This is a genomic window from Pseudobutyrivibrio xylanivorans (genome assembly GCF_010906925.1).
Lineage (GTDB): Bacteria > Bacillota > Clostridia > Lachnospirales > Lachnospiraceae > Pseudobutyrivibrio.
Window position 1 is genome coordinate 1,307,910 of the sequence record NZ_VTVE01000001.1, and the last position, 15,801, is coordinate 1,323,710.

The 15,801-nt window shown below is 34.0% G+C and carries 16 protein-coding genes; 2 read left to right on the forward strand and 14 right to left on the reverse strand.

What is annotated here, in order from left to right:
* Nucleotides 1–96: 96 nt before the first annotated feature.
* Nucleotides 97–1,011 carry a LysR family transcriptional regulator gene (locus F0Q01_RS06145; protein ID WP_090487322.1) on the reverse strand — a complete coding sequence of 305 codons (915 nt, stop codon included), beginning with the start codon at nt 1,009–1,011 and terminating at the stop codon, nt 97–99.
* Between the two features lie 196 nt (nt 1,012–1,207).
* On the opposite strand from F0Q01_RS06145, the gene F0Q01_RS06150 reads away from it, so the two are divergent.
* Nucleotides 1,208–2,326: a 5-methyltetrahydropteroyltriglutamate--homocysteine S-methyltransferase gene (locus F0Q01_RS06150; RefSeq protein WP_090487326.1), complete on the forward strand. Its 1,119-nt coding sequence runs from the start codon at nt 1,208–1,210 to the stop codon at nt 2,324–2,326.
* Between the two features lie 64 nt (nt 2,327–2,390).
* Here F0Q01_RS06150 and F0Q01_RS06155 read toward each other — a convergent pair whose 3' ends face one another.
* From F0Q01_RS06155 to F0Q01_RS06210, 12 genes are all read right to left on the reverse strand, one after another.
* Nucleotides 2,391–3,944: an HlyD family efflux transporter periplasmic adaptor subunit gene (locus tag F0Q01_RS06155; RefSeq protein WP_090487329.1), complete on the reverse strand. Its 1,554-nt coding sequence runs from the start codon at nt 3,942–3,944 to the stop codon at nt 2,391–2,393.
* The gene (locus F0Q01_RS06160) at nt 3,941–6,181 is read right to left on the reverse strand and encodes a peptidase domain-containing ABC transporter (RefSeq protein WP_090487332.1); all 2,241 of its coding nucleotides are present in this window, start codon (nt 6,179–6,181) and stop codon (nt 3,941–3,943) included. The genes F0Q01_RS06155 and F0Q01_RS06160 overlap by 4 nt, the downstream gene beginning before the upstream one ends.
* A 643-nt stretch (nt 6,182–6,824) precedes the next feature.
* Nucleotides 6,825–7,187 (reverse strand): hypothetical protein, encoded by a 363-nt coding sequence (locus F0Q01_RS06165; protein WP_143096638.1) that lies wholly within the window; start codon nt 7,185–7,187, stop codon nt 6,825–6,827.
* Nucleotides 7,188–7,572: 385 nt separating this feature from the next.
* Nucleotides 7,573–7,950: a hypothetical protein gene (locus F0Q01_RS06170; RefSeq protein ID WP_090487341.1), complete on the reverse strand. Its 378-nt coding sequence runs from the start codon at nt 7,948–7,950 to the stop codon at nt 7,573–7,575.
* 20 nt (nt 7,951–7,970) lie between these two features.
* Nucleotides 7,971–8,156, reverse strand: coding sequence for a hypothetical protein (locus tag F0Q01_RS06175; RefSeq protein ID WP_090487345.1), 186 nt, complete (start codon nt 8,154–8,156; stop codon nt 7,971–7,973).
* An 18-nt stretch (nt 8,157–8,174) separates the two neighbouring features.
* Nucleotides 8,175–8,378, reverse strand: coding sequence for a hypothetical protein (locus F0Q01_RS06180; protein ID WP_090487348.1), 204 nt, complete (start codon nt 8,376–8,378; stop codon nt 8,175–8,177).
* A gap of 249 nt (nt 8,379–8,627) precedes the next feature.
* Nucleotides 8,628–9,872, reverse strand: a complete 1,245-nt coding sequence (locus tag F0Q01_RS06185) for an ATP-binding protein (RefSeq protein ID WP_090487352.1) — start codon at nt 9,870–9,872, stop codon at nt 8,628–8,630.
* The gene (locus F0Q01_RS06190; RefSeq protein ID WP_090487355.1) at nt 9,860–10,591 is read right to left on the reverse strand and encodes a LytR/AlgR family response regulator transcription factor; all 732 of its coding nucleotides are present in this window, start codon (nt 10,589–10,591) and stop codon (nt 9,860–9,862) included. Before F0Q01_RS06190 ends, F0Q01_RS06185 begins: the two co-directional genes overlap by 13 nt.
* Before the next feature lie 357 nt (nt 10,592–10,948).
* On the reverse strand, nt 10,949–12,193 hold the full coding sequence (locus F0Q01_RS06195; RefSeq protein ID WP_090487358.1) for a glycosyltransferase family 2 protein: 1,245 nt from the start codon (nt 12,191–12,193) through the stop codon (nt 10,949–10,951).
* An 11-nt stretch (nt 12,194–12,204) separates the two neighbouring features.
* Complete coding sequence (locus F0Q01_RS06200) at nt 12,205–12,411, reverse strand: hypothetical protein (protein ID WP_090487360.1); 207 nt, start codon at nt 12,409–12,411, stop codon at nt 12,205–12,207.
* A gap of 21 nt (nt 12,412–12,432) precedes the next feature.
* Nucleotides 12,433–12,777 (reverse strand): hypothetical protein, encoded by a 345-nt coding sequence (locus tag F0Q01_RS06205; RefSeq protein WP_090487363.1) that lies wholly within the window; start codon nt 12,775–12,777, stop codon nt 12,433–12,435.
* Nucleotides 12,778–13,402: 625 nt separating this feature from the next.
* Nucleotides 13,403–13,576 (reverse strand): iron-containing alcohol dehydrogenase, encoded by a 174-nt coding sequence (locus F0Q01_RS06210; RefSeq protein WP_143096639.1) that lies wholly within the window; start codon nt 13,574–13,576, stop codon nt 13,403–13,405.
* A gap of 81 nt (nt 13,577–13,657) precedes the next feature.
* Here F0Q01_RS06210 and F0Q01_RS06215 point away from each other — a divergent pair, with 81 nt between their 5' ends.
* Nucleotides 13,658–14,584: an aldo/keto reductase gene (locus tag F0Q01_RS06215; protein ID WP_090487365.1), complete on the forward strand. Its 927-nt coding sequence runs from the start codon at nt 13,658–13,660 to the stop codon at nt 14,582–14,584.
* A gap of 82 nt (nt 14,585–14,666) precedes the next feature.
* Here F0Q01_RS06215 and F0Q01_RS06220 read toward each other — a convergent pair whose 3' ends face one another.
* Nucleotides 14,667–15,797, reverse strand: coding sequence for a glycosyl hydrolase family 8 (locus F0Q01_RS06220; RefSeq protein ID WP_090487368.1), 1,131 nt, complete (start codon nt 15,795–15,797; stop codon nt 14,667–14,669).
* Nucleotides 15,798–15,801: the final 4 nt, after the last annotated feature.

A 15,801-nucleotide genomic window follows, 5' to 3' on the forward strand; every position in this document is an offset into this window, starting at 1 on the left:
CGAATGAAATTATATCAATATTATAATTAAATATGAACGTCTTTAAGAGCTTATTTCTATTCTAATTGTGACAGCATCTATTCCTCTATGGAATATCTAATTATTTTTCCCTTCAGCAGTGTATTTTACAAGCATTTCGATATAGTTTTTTGTCAACTGTGACTGTGGGATACTGCTTGGAAGAATGTAACCAATTTCCATGTAATCATCTACCTTTAGGGGTTTAGCAATAATATTTGCGCCATTAAGCTCCTCACTTATAACACCGCTACAGATAGTGTATCCGTTAAGACCAATCAAAAGATTAAAAAGGGTAGCTCTATCTCTTACGATTATCTCCTTATCACTATCGATAGTGCTAAGTATCTCCTCAGAGAAATAAAAGGAGTTATGACTTCCCTGCTCATATGAAAGACGTGGATATTCCTTTAAATCCTCTAAACTTAATGATTTCTTTTTGGCCAAAGGGCTATTTTTTCCTATGAATACATGAGGCTTGGCCTTGAACAAAAGATGAAAATTCAGGCCATTGTCCCTCAAGGTCTTTTTAATAACCGTCTCATTAAACTTATTAATATAGAGAATTCCTATCTCACTTCGAAGCTTCGCCACATCCTCGATAATATCGTAGGTCTGGGTCTCTCTCATGTGAAACTCATATTTATCTCCACCATATTTTTTTAAAAGCTCAACAAATGCCTCCACAACAAAAGAATAATGCTGGGCAGAGACACAAAATCTCTGCTTGATGTGGCTGACGCCCGTATACTTCTCCTCAATCAAATTAGCCTGATCTAAGACCTGTCTGGCATAACCTAAAAACTCATCTCCCTCAGGAGTGATTTCTATTCCCTTGTTGGAACGAGTAAATATAGTGATATTGTATTCATTTTCAAGTTCTCTAATTGCAGATGTCAAACTAGGCTGAGCTATAAAAAGTTTTTTTGCCGCCTCAGTAATATTGCCTGTTTCTGCAACTTCAACCACGTATCTAAGCTGTTTTAGTGTCATGTCTTCTCCTTATATTAAAACTACTCAATAGATTCTTTAGCTATTATAGCTTTTATTATAGGTAAAATCTATCAATCAGTCATAATTTTTTATATTTTACCTATCTACTCACTAGGCATATAATCCTCATATTGAACATATTGTAAAACATTGGTATTGCGCAGAACCGTTAAAACTAAACAAAAAGGAGAATAAAATGAGCAAAATACAGACACCTTACAGATATGATTTTGTAGGAAGTTTCCTTAGACCACAGGCTCTTAAGGATGCAAAAGCAGCTTTTCAGGCTGGCAAAATCACAAAAGAAGAATTCGATAAAGTTGTAAATGAAGAAATCACAAAGGTTGTAGCTAAGCAGAAAAAGCTTGGTTACCACGTAATCACAGACGGAGAATTCAGAAGAACATTTTGGCACCTTGATTTCATGTGGGGCTTTGAAGGAGTTGCCCACGAAAACACAGGTGGCGGCGTTAGCTTCAACGGGGAGCTCGCATTACTTGATGACACATATCTTGTAGGAAAAATCAAAGCAAAGGCTCATCCATTTGTTGAGTATTTCAAGTTCTTAAAGCAGTTTGAGGATGAAAATACTGTTGCAAAATATACTATCCCAGCACCTGCTCAGACTTTCCAGCAGATGATTGTCCCTGCAAACTATGAGACTACAAGAAAATTCTATCCTACAAATGAGGAATTAATCCAGGATATCGGAGTTGCATACCAGGATGTTATCAAGCAGTTCTACGAGGCAGGCTGCCGCAATCTTCAGTTTGATGATTGTACATGGGGTGCCATCGTAGGAGATGCTGCAAAGCAGAGATACGCAAGCCTTGGTATTGATCTTGAGGATGTTAAAAAGCAGCTTCTTGAAGTTAATAACCTTGCACTTGAGAACAAGCCAGCTGACATGGTAATCACATCACACATTTGCCGTGGTAACTACCACTCTACATTCTTTACAAGTGGCCCATACGACTCAGTAGCAGACTACGTATTTGCCAAGGAAAATGTAGATGCTCTCTTCCTTGAGTACGATGATGCTCGCTCTGGTGGATTTGCTCCGCTTGCTAAGGTATCACCTGATAAAAAGGTAGTTCTTGGTCTCATTACAACAAAGACACCACAGCTTGAGAACAAGGAGACAATCATTAAGCGTATCAAGGACGCATCAAAATATATTCCACTCGATAGACTTTATCTCAGCCCTCAGTGCGGATTTGCCTCATGCGAAATCGGTAACAAACTTACTGAAGATGAGCAGTGGGCAAAGCTTAAACTAGTTAAAGAAATCGCAGAAGAAGTTTGGGGTAAATAATCCATACATCAAAAGGCAGATGCTTGATGCATCTGCCTTTTGTTATAGTATAGCTTCTGTACTTTTACTTCAAATGTAGCTTTTCTATAATATAATTAATTACGCTTCGTTCTCCCACAATTATCTTTGCTGTACAAGCCATTCCATTTTTTAAGCTCGCTTCGGTTCCATCTTTTCCAGATAACATCATATTTTTGCATGCTACTTTTACAATATAGTATGCCTCACCTGTTGTTTGGTCTACCGTAATATCCTTTGAAATAGAACTTACAATACCTTCAAAATAACCATACTCTCTAGAAGGGAATGCCGCAATTTCAAATTTAACATTTTGGCCTTCTTCTATTTTTCCAATATCACTATTTTCAACATATATCTGAGCATAAAAATCCGATTCTTCCTTGGGATATATTTTACCCAGAGTAGTCGATTCATTAAGATATGTTCCAACCTTTACATCCTCAGTCGAATAGAAGTATCCACTAGAAGCAGCCCTAATAGTGCAATTATCGTTTTGTATGCCGTAGCTAGTAAGATAATTTTCGCATTCATCTTTTTTCTCATTGTATGTTAATTCCTCAGTGTAAATATTACCTTTCTCTGTTAAAATAGCAATTTTTTTTACTGATTCAGCCGTACCTGTTGTATTAGCATTTAACTCTAATTGTGTTTCACTAAGATTTGAATTTAAACTCAAGAGCGTATTATTAATACTTTCTATCTGGGATTCAATTTCAGAAATCTGTTGTGTTTCCAAACTAGATAAAGCTTTAGTAAGCTCATTTTCCATATTTTCAACACTCGAATATAATGCGTTTCTTTGTTCATATAAAGCTTCCTTTTCTTCATCATCTTCAGCTTCTGAGATTTGACTATTGCATGTATCTATCTGGTTATTATACTCAGAAATCTTGTTATTATATTGAACTCTGTTGTAATTGTATGAAGCTAGGTAGCTATTAACCATGCTATAATAATATGTCTCTTCGGGTTGAAAGGTATTTTCACGATTAAGAATACAATTTTTAACCTCTGTAAGCTTCTCAACCTTTTCAGTATAGACCGCAATTGTTTCATTTGTATTATCTATACTTCCTTGATATATTGATATCTTGCCTTCCAAATCCTCACTACTTACTGAAATATTCTCCAATAACAGTTTTCTCTTATTAACAAACTCATCATAGTATGGGTTATCCTTTAGACTATCCGGTATTCCGGCACCAGTATCTAAACTTTGCTCATATGCATCTAATATCTCTAATCTATTTTCTGCATCCGTTTTCTCTTTTTGATAATTTTGAATCGTTTCTGAGAGAGATTCTATATTCACTACAAATAAAACATCCCCCTTTTCCACAAACTGTCCGTCCTCTACATTTGCCTCTTTTACACAACCTGTTACTGCGCTACTAACCTCAAATATAGAATCTGTCCCCTTGAATACACCATTGCTCTTTACCACATTATCAAGTTTAAAATTTACTGTCCAAATAACAGATATTACTAGCATTAGAAATATAGTATATATCGTATATACTATTGCAGGGTTAGGCTTTGATTCATATACCTCTACGCTTTCTGATATTTCCCCTATATCTATAAAAACTGGTTTCATGATACCTCACCTTCCTCTTTTAGCTCTTTTATATTTTCACTGATAGTGATTTCGCCTAAAGACTGTTGCCGTACCAGCTCTGCATACTTACCACCTAGTCGCTGCAATTCCTCGTGATTTCCACTCTCAATTACCTTTCCTTTTTCCATAACATAAATAACATCACAGTTCTTAATTGTGCTAAGTCTATGTGCAATGAATATAGTTGTTAAATCTTTAGCAAATTTATTGATTGTTTCATCTAATGCTCTCTCCGTAACAGCATCTAAATTACTTGTTGCCTCATCTAAAATCAGGATATCTGGTTTCTTTAGCATAGCTCTTGCGATTGCCAATCTCTGTCGCTGTCCTCCCGAAAGATTAGAACCATTTTCTTCTAACATAGTTTCATATCTAAGCGGTAAATCATTTATAAAGTCGTGAGCTTGAGCCATTTTTGTAGCCTCAATTACATCATCCATGTTTACATCATCTAATCCCAAGATCAAGTTTTCATATATTGTTCCAGAAAATAAAAACGTTTCTTGTGGTATATATGCAATCTTTTCTCGCAATTTTTCTATCTGAATATCCTTGATATTGTTTTTATTAATGAGTATTTCTCCCTCTTCTGGTTGATACAAGTTTAATAATAGTTTTGATAGAGTAGTTTTTCCTGAACCACTTTCACCCACAAATGCAACTCGCTGACCTTGTTTGATATTTAAACTGACATCATCAATAACTAGTCTACGAGTTCCATATCTAAACTTGATATTTTTCATTTCTATATCTCCAGCAATTCTTTTTGGCTGAAGTTTTCTAGATTCACCTTCCTTTTTCTCCGCTTCTAAGTCTAATATTTCACTCAATCTATCGGCTGCAACTATTGCGGTCTGCATCTGTGGCTGAAGATTTATTAGATTCTTAACTGGATCTAAGAAATATGCTAATAAAGAATTAAATGTAATCAGTCCACCAATTGTCATTTCACCTTTGATTACACTTAATCCTCCAACCCAGAGGATTACAACCCCACCTACTAACTCAATTATTGTCTTTAAAGAAGTCTGAATATTACCAACCCATGTCAGATTAAAAATACTTTTCAGCAACTTTACGAACTTTTTCTCTGTCTCATGATTTACTTTTCGCTCTGCATTATAGGATTTTACTGTCTGAATTCCATTTAAAGACTCAACCATATATGAAGTCAGCTGAGAATTATCTTCCATCTGCTTTCTATTAAGCCTCTCATACAAACCGTTAAATGCAAGCACAATCACAAAATACAACACAACAATTATAGCCGTAATTCCAAACAACTTAGCGTTTTGCATATAAAGAATAATCCCTCCGGCTATTGCCATCAAAGTATCGATCATAATGGTAAGTGTAGCTCCTGAAATAGCGTCACGCACCTTTCCGGCATCATTAAACCGGGAAATTATTTCGCCTACTCTTCGCGTTCCAAAGAAGTTCATAGGAAGCTCTAAAATATGCTGATAGTATCCTAACAACATCGCAATATCCAACTTTTGACTAAGATATAATAATAGATGAGTCCTAAATGCATTTAATACAACTCTAAATAAGTTAAGTGCAATTACTCCAATTGATAAAGTCATTAATGTTTTCGATAATGCATCCGGCAATACCGAGTCAATCATCTCTTGAAAATAAAAGGCCCCTAATATTCCAAGAATCGTATACACTAGCGAAGCAATAAATATGTGCACCAACAACTTTTTCTGAGGCACAAGTAAATAAAAAAAGCGGCTAAACAATCCTTTTGTTTCGTCGCCTTTTACAAATGTTTCTTTTTTGACTAAAAGAATTAAAACACCGCTCCATTGGTATGTTGGTGGCTTATTATCTTCGTGTACTTCTCCAAAAAACTCTTCCGGGCTAATCTTTATCAAACCTTTTGCTGGATCTGCTATTGTAACTTGTTTTTTTGTAATTTTATGTATAACCACATAATGAAGTAGTTTCCCATCTACTATCACATGCGCTATACAAGGCAAAGGTATTTCCGAGAAAAAACCTTCTTGGGTTCCCTTTACACCTTTTGCACTAAACCCAAGCTCTTCGGCTGCTTTAATTACTCCAAAAGCATTTGTTCCTTTTTTATCTGTACCAGCAATTTCTCTAATTTTTGAAATGCTGAGTTTATAACCATTTTGTTTGCAGATTGTAGCAAGGCATGCCGCCCCACAATCTGTTATATCGTGTTGTTTGACACAGTAATACTTCATTTCTCCCTCGCAATTATATTTGTTTGTTCTTTTCCATTATCAAATTTTCATTTAATGTAAATGTGCGAACTACTCCTTTTTCAAATACATTGTAGAAGTTGATATCATAATATTTGAACCAACATCACACAAAGCACTTGTTAGTCCTGGTTGCATTTTGACTAGTTTTCCATAAATCATAAAATTCTGAATTATAGCCAGAAGTATAGCGAAAAATAATAGAAATGGATTGCTACACAACTGTAATTGACTATCATCTATTGACACTCGATTATTTTCTTTAGTAAACAATACAACAGATGTGAACCGACACATTATTACATCGAAAATCATTTTCCAATCCCACTGATTAGACTTTGCAAATGCTAGCGCAACACATAGAATCGTCACTTTAAATATCTATTTGTTTTTCTTCCAATACTTTATCCATTTGAAAATGATGTAAACTGCATTCAAAAACATGCAGATAATCTCCACCAAAAAAATATATCTTATTACCATATTATTTCTAAAGGGTAATAAAAATAATGAAAAAAATAGAATTATACAAAGTACTTTTGATCTTGTAAAATCAGATTTATCTAAAAAATTCATAAAATTAACCTCTTGAAAAAATATCCAACTCCTACAATTTCTTTAGAATCTACTCTCTAAGCTTTTTATTTATTCGCAATACATCTTCCTGATAGTATGAAGGAACTATAACTGTGCATTTTTCTTCCTCAAAAATAAAATCAATTGGAGTAGTCAGCCAATCTTTATATTTGTTTCCAAATTTAAAACTACATGTTTCTTTTGTCTCAACTTTATTATTTCTTTTCCATTTTTTGCTAGCCACTTCAGAAAGTTCATTTATTAGACCTCGCCGATCTTTTACCGTGAATGTTATTGAACTCGGTTTTGCTACTACATAGAAAAATAAAGTCATAAAAAACACAAAAAACAAATCTAATAATACTATTACTGAAAGAAATAACGGATTAACCAGCTTTCCACCATCAATCATTATTAATGTAAAAAATATTATAAACACCACTAATCATATTATTCCAAAATGTATTAAATAACGATTGAACGTATTCACTTGTCCTTCTAAAAGACCCCCAATTCTTAGCTAAGAATTGGGGCATCTATTTATTTATTTCTCGTTTTACTAAGCAAGAGAAACCATATACCTCAAATAATGCAATACCCCCATGTATTTCGCAAATTTGTATTCTTTAGTTTATATAAAATACATTTGCCATAGGTAGACCAAATAATCATTATCCTAGTATAATTTATAATAAATATTCCCACATATGCTATGATTTAAACTATTTTGTCTTTATTGCATCATTTAACGATACGACAATCGTTATGTTTCAAATAGTTAATTAGAGTGCGCATTATTATCTTACAGTCTTTTTTCTGTAGTTTATATCAACATCTACCATAACCATCGCCGCGATTATCGATCCAACACTTCCCAAATTATTACTTGCCACTATATTCTCTGTAATTACTATATATAAGGCTCCAAATAATAGCAGTATTCTAAAGACTGCAATCCATCTGCAAAGTTTATCCACTAACGATGATTCAAGTAAATTTCTATTAACTAATATTTTTACAGTAGTAACAACAGCTACTCCTATGCATAAAATGTTTCTTACATAAAAAATAGGCTCCAAATCCTTTATTATAACGGCATTGTATGCCGCCGAAATACTTACTGCAGTAAAATATATTATTAATAATCCAAAATTTACTTTCCACTGTAATTTCATAATATCAACTCCTAATCTGACTAATCATTAAGACCATCGATTATACAACCTACACCACCCAAAGCTGTACAAACACCGCCTGCACTAAAAGCTACTGTTGCACATTCTCCAACACCAGCAGCTACCAATAGTACTCCGCCTGCAACTTTTAGGCCATTAACTCCTCCATCAATTATCTGTAATTCATTATTTGTTAATTCTCTCATCAATGCATCCTCCCAAATTTATAAATTACCAAATTGATATAAACCATTCCCTACAAGTGCCACTGCTGCCCAAGGCTGTCCTGCAGCCAATGCGATAGGTGCAGCAGCAATCGAAACTGTTCCAAGTGCTGCATATCCAAATTCAGCCCAATCGCCACCTTCAACAAGCATCTCATCCATTGTTGAAAGCTGTGAAAAATCATTCGATAATACTAAATCCATGTTTTACATCCTCCGTAATTTTTTATTATTTTTGAAGAACGTGATTCGCGAATTCACTTCCAAAATTAATTGTATATATGTAAATCCTCATTTCAATAAAAATGTGACAAACCACACTATTTTGTGACGAACTGCACTTTCTATAGCAATTATTGCTCACAGTCCCCTAATAATTGTCCTCCTCTGTATATAATTTGAATTTAAAAATGAAGGAAGGCAGATTGCTTATCGAATCTGCCTTTGTTCTATCTAAATTAGTATTTCAATATTGAACATACCATTTTGAGCCTTTATGTTTAGTATTCCATTATATTTATTTACAACCGCTTTGATGTTACTTAACCCATGGCCATGATATGTTTTGTCATTCTTAGTAGTTTTAATTTCTCCATTATTTATCATTATTTCATGATTAGTAGGATTATTTGCCATAATGCATAAAGAATTATTATAAGGATAACTAACAAGTCTTATACTATCGCCCTTTTTACATGCCTCAATCGCATTACTAAGTATATTTGAAAATATAATACATAAGTCATAATCCTGCACTTTGTTTTTTCCCAATAACTGTACCTGCATCTGCAAGCCGATACCATTTTCCTCACATTTGTCCTTATAACTCCTCAATATTCCATCTACAGCAACATTTCCTGAGATGGCTGTATTATTAATTGGTTTTGCATTATCTAATAATGTTTCACAATATTCCTTTAGCTCATCTATTCTAGATTTTTCAGCCATATGATGTATGGCATTTAAATGAGCCGCTAAATCATGTCGATATTTATGATACTTTTTTTCGCTTTCAAGTATGGCATCTACTTGCTCTTTCTGAGCCTCTAGTGTCACTTTTTGGTATAGTAGTTTTTTCTCTTCATTTTGAATTTTTCTGTTCAAAAAAATAGAATATATCGTTAACAAATATATAACGCTACATAATATAGTTGTGAAGACTATATAAATGGTTATAATATATGCTCCATTATTCCCACTTTGAATATTAGCTACTGCCCCCATCGAAATCGCAATAAAAGCCGTAAAAATATTTATTATTATCAGCTCAACATTTGTAAAATTTAAATCATTCCAAAGAAAATCTTTTTTCTTTTTTAAAAAATACGCTAATATAATTAATCCCCAAGTAGGCGATACACACGCAAAAATTCTATAATGCATTTCTAGGGCAAAATAATACGATAATAATCCCCAAACTGTATTTAATGATATACATAACCCAAAGATAGGATAATATAAACCTATATTAGTTCTTTTTTCACCATTAAATGCCGGCAGTAGAAACAATCCCGCTAATAAAGATATCTTTGTTGGTCCAAAATTATAAATAATCCCTATCAATATAGTTGCCAACTCGATTAAACCAACCACAATCCAATAGGTTACTTTCATCTTTTTGAACTTTATATCTAATAACTTTACATATGCCCAGATAAATTGCCCAAGCAACAGAATTATAAATATTAGTTTTGCCATCCTACTCTCCACTTTATCTTTTCAAGCATAAATTCATTGTGGGCATTTTTTGTATCATTAACATAGTTCCTCCCCAGTGGAACACACGTATTCCCCTCTAATTCGACTTCTTTATAATGTATACTCGTAATATAATTCATATTCACTAAAAAAGACTTATGACATCTTACAAAATTAGCGTCTAATCGTTTCTCCCAATTGGCAATTGTGCCTCTTTGGAGTATACCTCCACTACGATCAACTAGCACAATCCTAACATAATTTCCTTCCGCCTCTATGTATTTTATTGAGTCTTCTTTAATCTTTGCGTTCTTGTCTATATTTATATATCTAGTATCTTTAAATGCCTCATACGCGATATTTACCCAATGAATAATCTGATTCTCATCTATTGGTTTTTCCATAAATCCAATAACATTTTTTCCAAATGCTTCTTTCATAAATCCAATATGATTAGTAACAAAAACTATGTTTGAAACATTCATTTTCGTAGTTAATATATCTTTTACTTCGATACCACTTTTCCCTGGCATTTCGATATCTAAAAATAACAAACATATCTGCTCATTAACATTTTTTAATAAATCCTCTCCAGATTTATATTCTTTAATTTCTGCTTTTATTCCTATACTTTCAAAATGCTTAAGTACTATATCAATAATAGCTTTTCTGTTTTCTTTATCATCGTCACATACTGCCACAAGAAAATTTGATTCCATTTTTCCCCCTTTATATAACTTGCCCTAATCATAATACTATATAATAGGCCTCAAACAAAGAAAAAGCCCGGTAAATACCGAGCTTTTTAAGATTTTCATTAACTAAATAACCAGTTGTCACCCCACATGATATATCCTCCTTTGTTGTGTCTCATATTTTTTTGTGGGTACACAATACCTTATTCGTCTAATATTTTCAAGCTTTTTGTGACGAACGACGCTATTTTTGTGATAAACAACGTTTTCCTGATAAAAAAGAAGTGCAAACAGCCAAAATTTTGCCCTCTTAGAATTCAGTATAATTTTCTCGTTTATGTCATCTCTTTTTAATACATTCTCAAATACTTATGACATTCCTCATACTTTTCCAAATACTATCGAGAAGAATTCCCTGTAGTAATTAAACAAGTAATCCGATTCAAAATACCCTTTCAAATAATCAAAATAATCTATAGCTCTAGAAATATGCCCAGTATCAAACAATGCACACCCCAACAAATAATCTATATGCTTCCCTTCGCTATTCCCTTCACTATGTAACATTCCATCGGTTGCTATACTATTATTATTATTATTCTTTCTATACACAACCAACTTCCTCAAACACTCTTTCTCTAGTTGCTTACAAGTTGCGATATTTGCATAATTCTCTATATATACACTATCACTATTATTAGGCATGAGTTCATCCAATATCTTTGCCATGTCAATAGCTACTGAAAAAAATCCATCAAAAAGGCACTTATAGGCATATTGAGCTAACAATCCGTAGGTATATTCACCATCATTTATATTATCGATCACTATTCCTGCATTTTGATTCTTCAAAATATGTTTCGTAATATAATTTTTATACTCTTGAAGTGATAAAGTAGTTTTGGCTTCTCGCAGTAAAAAATATACCCACCGAGGATTATCTGGTTCCTCTTCTACATTTATCAGATCTAATCTAATATTCCGTTTATATTTTTCTTTTTTTTCGATTATATCTTTCTTATATCCATCATGTCTAAGTATTATATTTAAGCCAATCTTAAGCGGTAGACTAAAACGTTCTTGTTCATATACTCGCAATTCCTCATGTACCCTTCCAAAATACTTAAAACGATTGTTATTTTTAAATATTCTAGGCACTGATATACTTACATTCCCATCATAATCTATAATTATTGGACAAAAAACATTCTTATCAGCATCACTATAAGCATTTATCATAGCAATAATTTTTTTAAAATCATACGAGTTTTCATCTAAATATTCATCAGCATCAATAACGAAAATCCAATCTGATTTTACGGTTTTTAATGACTCATTCCTAACATAAGAAAAATCATCTTCCCATTTTTTCTCCAGCACCATTATTTTATTGTTACTATAAGAATCGAGAATATTAAGCGTATCATCTTTTGAACCAGTATCTATAATAACTATTTCATCAAAATAATCATTTATACTATCTAAACATCTTGCTATGCACCGTTCTTCATCTTTAACTATAATTACAGCAGCTATTGTAAAATTCTCATCAAAAAAATGTCTTCTATCTAGATTTGCAATCCAATTTACAAATACTGTATCTCTTGAAAATGTAATATTTTCCATATAGTTACCATCTACCTAGTTCTAGTTGTGCATGTACCAATTCCAGGTTCCATCGGATGTGACTCCAATAAACCAACCGGAAAACTACAAGTGGAAAACCCACCAACAATTGCTCCATAAGCATAACTAATTGTTAGCATATCAATCCCCCCCTCTACATTCTCCAACTCATCTGTATCAACTTCCTTTAAAACTTTCTCTAATAACTTCTCTGACATAATATAAATCCTCCATATTCATTAATTATTGATATTTTTTAACAAATGTAAAACCCTCGATATATCAGCATTATACATTTCTGACTCAGTAAAAATGAGCGATGGAATCATTGTTTTTTTCAGATCATCCATCCACATCCAATATTTTGTCTCACATCCTGGAATAAAAACAATCATCTTATATTGATTTTTTAATAATACTTCGATATCACCAAATGTATCATCCAATACCATCTCTATTTCAAATTCTTTTAATTTTTGATTTGCACATTGAACAAATCTTTTATACTTCTTTTTATAAATCATAGATATTATTGGCACGCCAAAGAAATGTGGATAATTCCAAATAAGAATTATTTTTTCCATATCTTATCACCTCCTTTCTTGACTAAAACACTAGGAAGCCACGAAATTCTTTATAATTCAAAGTTTGCGAATCTCTCTGGCCTTGAAGTCTAAAGCAAATACTCTCATTTACTATGCACACCTTTAGACATCATATGAAAAGGGTCTGTGTAGCGTAACAATGGATTAATCCGTAGATTTATTCTTAAAAGGAAGCGGATTGACCACTATACCACTTAGGAAATCGCAATTATTTAAACCTAGTGCAATAGCCCTCCAAAGAAGATACTCGGCTATCAAACACCGGTGCATTCTTCGAGACTGGGCTTGATACTATCTATCAACAGGACTCTACTTAAGGAGTGTCCAACTTAATATTGCAAATGTGTTTTCATTTTTCCTCCTTATTTAATAATCTTTCGGGGCAATCTCATTCGCGACTAAAATTACTCCCAATACATATAATCTATATCAATGCATTTGATATCTATCGCTTTAAATTCACTTCCAACTTCTTACTCATCCACTATAACATGTGCATCATCAATACAATATATAAATGTGACAAACAACGTTATTTTTGTGATAAACAGCGAAAAAGGCAGATGCTAAGTGCATCTGCCTCTTATTTTTAACTCTTCTATTTTTAAACCATCATCTTATAAATCTTTGTGCAATCCTCTTCATTAAGCTTTATGAAGCCTTCGATTGTACCATCTCTTCCATCGCCACGGCAAAAGATGTTTACAAGCTTTGGAATATCCTCTTCCTCTTTTGTATTTGTAAGGTAACGCTCATAGCAAAAATTGATACATGGCAAATCAAATATTAAGAAGAATTTGATTCCTTGGTATTTGTATAATTAGATAAATGTTTGAAAATATTTAAGGAGGCAATATATATGAAAATGTTGGATGTAGTTAACGGCCCAAAGAATGCATCGCGAATCATCCTAGGCTGTATGAGAATGCCTGCACTCAATGTGGATGAGGCAGCAAAAATCATTTCTACTGCAGCTGAGAATGGCATCAATTTCTTTGACCATGCCACATGCTATGGAGATGGTGAGGCTGAGAAAAGATTTGGAGATGCATTTCCTCTTACAGGCTTAAAGCGAGAGGATGTTATCATCCAAAGCAAATGTGGCCTACACTTTGATACAAAAGAATATAACTGGACAAAGGAAGACATTTTAAAGAGCACAGACGAAATCCTTTCTCGATTAAAAATGGATTATCTGGATGCACTACTCTTACATCGTCCCGATTTACTTTTTGATCCTGAGGAAGTTGCCGAGGCTTTTGACAATCTCTACACCTCAGGCAAGGTAAAACATTTTGGTGTAAGCAACGTAACACCTGGTCAGTTAGAGTTATTAAAGAAGTATGTTAAGCAGCCACTGGTATTTAACCAGCTTCAGTTCTCACTTGACCAATCACAACTTATCGATGCTGCCCTTTATTTAAACAACCTTACTACAGACCGCTCAACAAATAGAGACAATGGAATACTTGATTATTGCCGCCTTAATGACATAACAATCCAGGCCTGGTCTCCTCTTCAGATTGGCATGTTCCAGGGTTGTTTCATTGACCATCCTGACTACAAGGAGCTCAATGATGTGCTTGCAGAAATTGGCGCCAAATACGGTGTGTCTAAAACTGCCATTGCTATCGCATGGATTTTAAGACATCCAGCTAAAATGCAAGCCATTGCCGGCACTATGAATCCAGCACACCTTAAGGAATTCTGTGATGCTGCAAAAGTAGATTTGACTCACAAGGAATGGTACGACTTGTACCTTGCATCAGGAAAGTTCCTACCATAACATAAACGACGAAAAACCACTATCTACCCCCATGTAAGATAGTGGTTTTTCTTTGTTATGGATAAATATTAAATAATATTTATTACCAAATCTTATAGTTTCCGCTTAAAGCCATAAACGCAAATAGGTACAGGCAATTATCATAGTAGCGTCTATCACCTGTTCTAAGTGGTGTGTTGTAAAAATCCTCCACTGCCTTAAGTGAATATTCGTTGTCTGATGCCAATGAAGCCTGGGCTATTGTGGCTGTAAGTCCAACTGGATGTAGCGCCTTTCCCTCTACAATATTTCCGTCTATTTCATAGATTCCTCTAGCATCTTTTTCTGGAAGGGAATAGAAAAATCTCTGTAGATTGTTGGCAGTCTCTTTCGACCATTTTCCAAATTCTGTATCCTTATCAAACCACTCATAACTCAGCCCTATATTTGCAATAGTTCTGTAGGCATCACTGTAGAACCAATCATGTCGCCCGCCAAATGTACCTGGCTCAACTACGTGAGGAGTACCATCATAGTTTCCATATTCTGGCGATAATCCTGTCTTTGGATGACATGACTTTTTCAGATACTGTCTGCTAGCCTCTGCTGCCTTAAGCCAAAAGCTTCTATCTTCCTCATAGCAGTTGTCTGCAAACAAGGTGTAAAAATGAGGAAGATGATATGAAGCGTCAGTAAAATCAAGTCCAGGGACAAATTTAATAAGTCCATCATCCGTCCACATATTATGACCGCCATACAGCTCTTCATGATGTATGCAGACTTTTAACAACTCCTTTGCCATATGGCTGTAGTTGTAAATGCCCTGACCATCACCCCATCTATGGCTGGCAAAAATAAGTGCCATTGCAAAAAATTCTTCGCCATCTGGTGCTGGACCGTCTGCATTTTTCTTACCGCTTGGGTCTACTGACCAGGCAAAATATCCCTTATTTTCACCATAGTCCATGTACATATTTGTCATGGCCCAGTTCCAAAGCTGGTCAAATTCTTTTTTCTTATCAAGCTGTACAGACATCATCATTCCGTAAGAAATGCCCTCGGTTCTCGTGTCCACATTTCCTGTGTCCACCAGATAGCCCATTTTTCCATCTGCTGTTGTCTCGTAAAACTTGTCCGGTCCATAAAATATTTCTTCAAAAATATCGTATAGACGTTTTTCTATCTCTTCCTGATTCTTACCGATTTCCAAAAAGACATTTCTATAATTTCTCATAAAA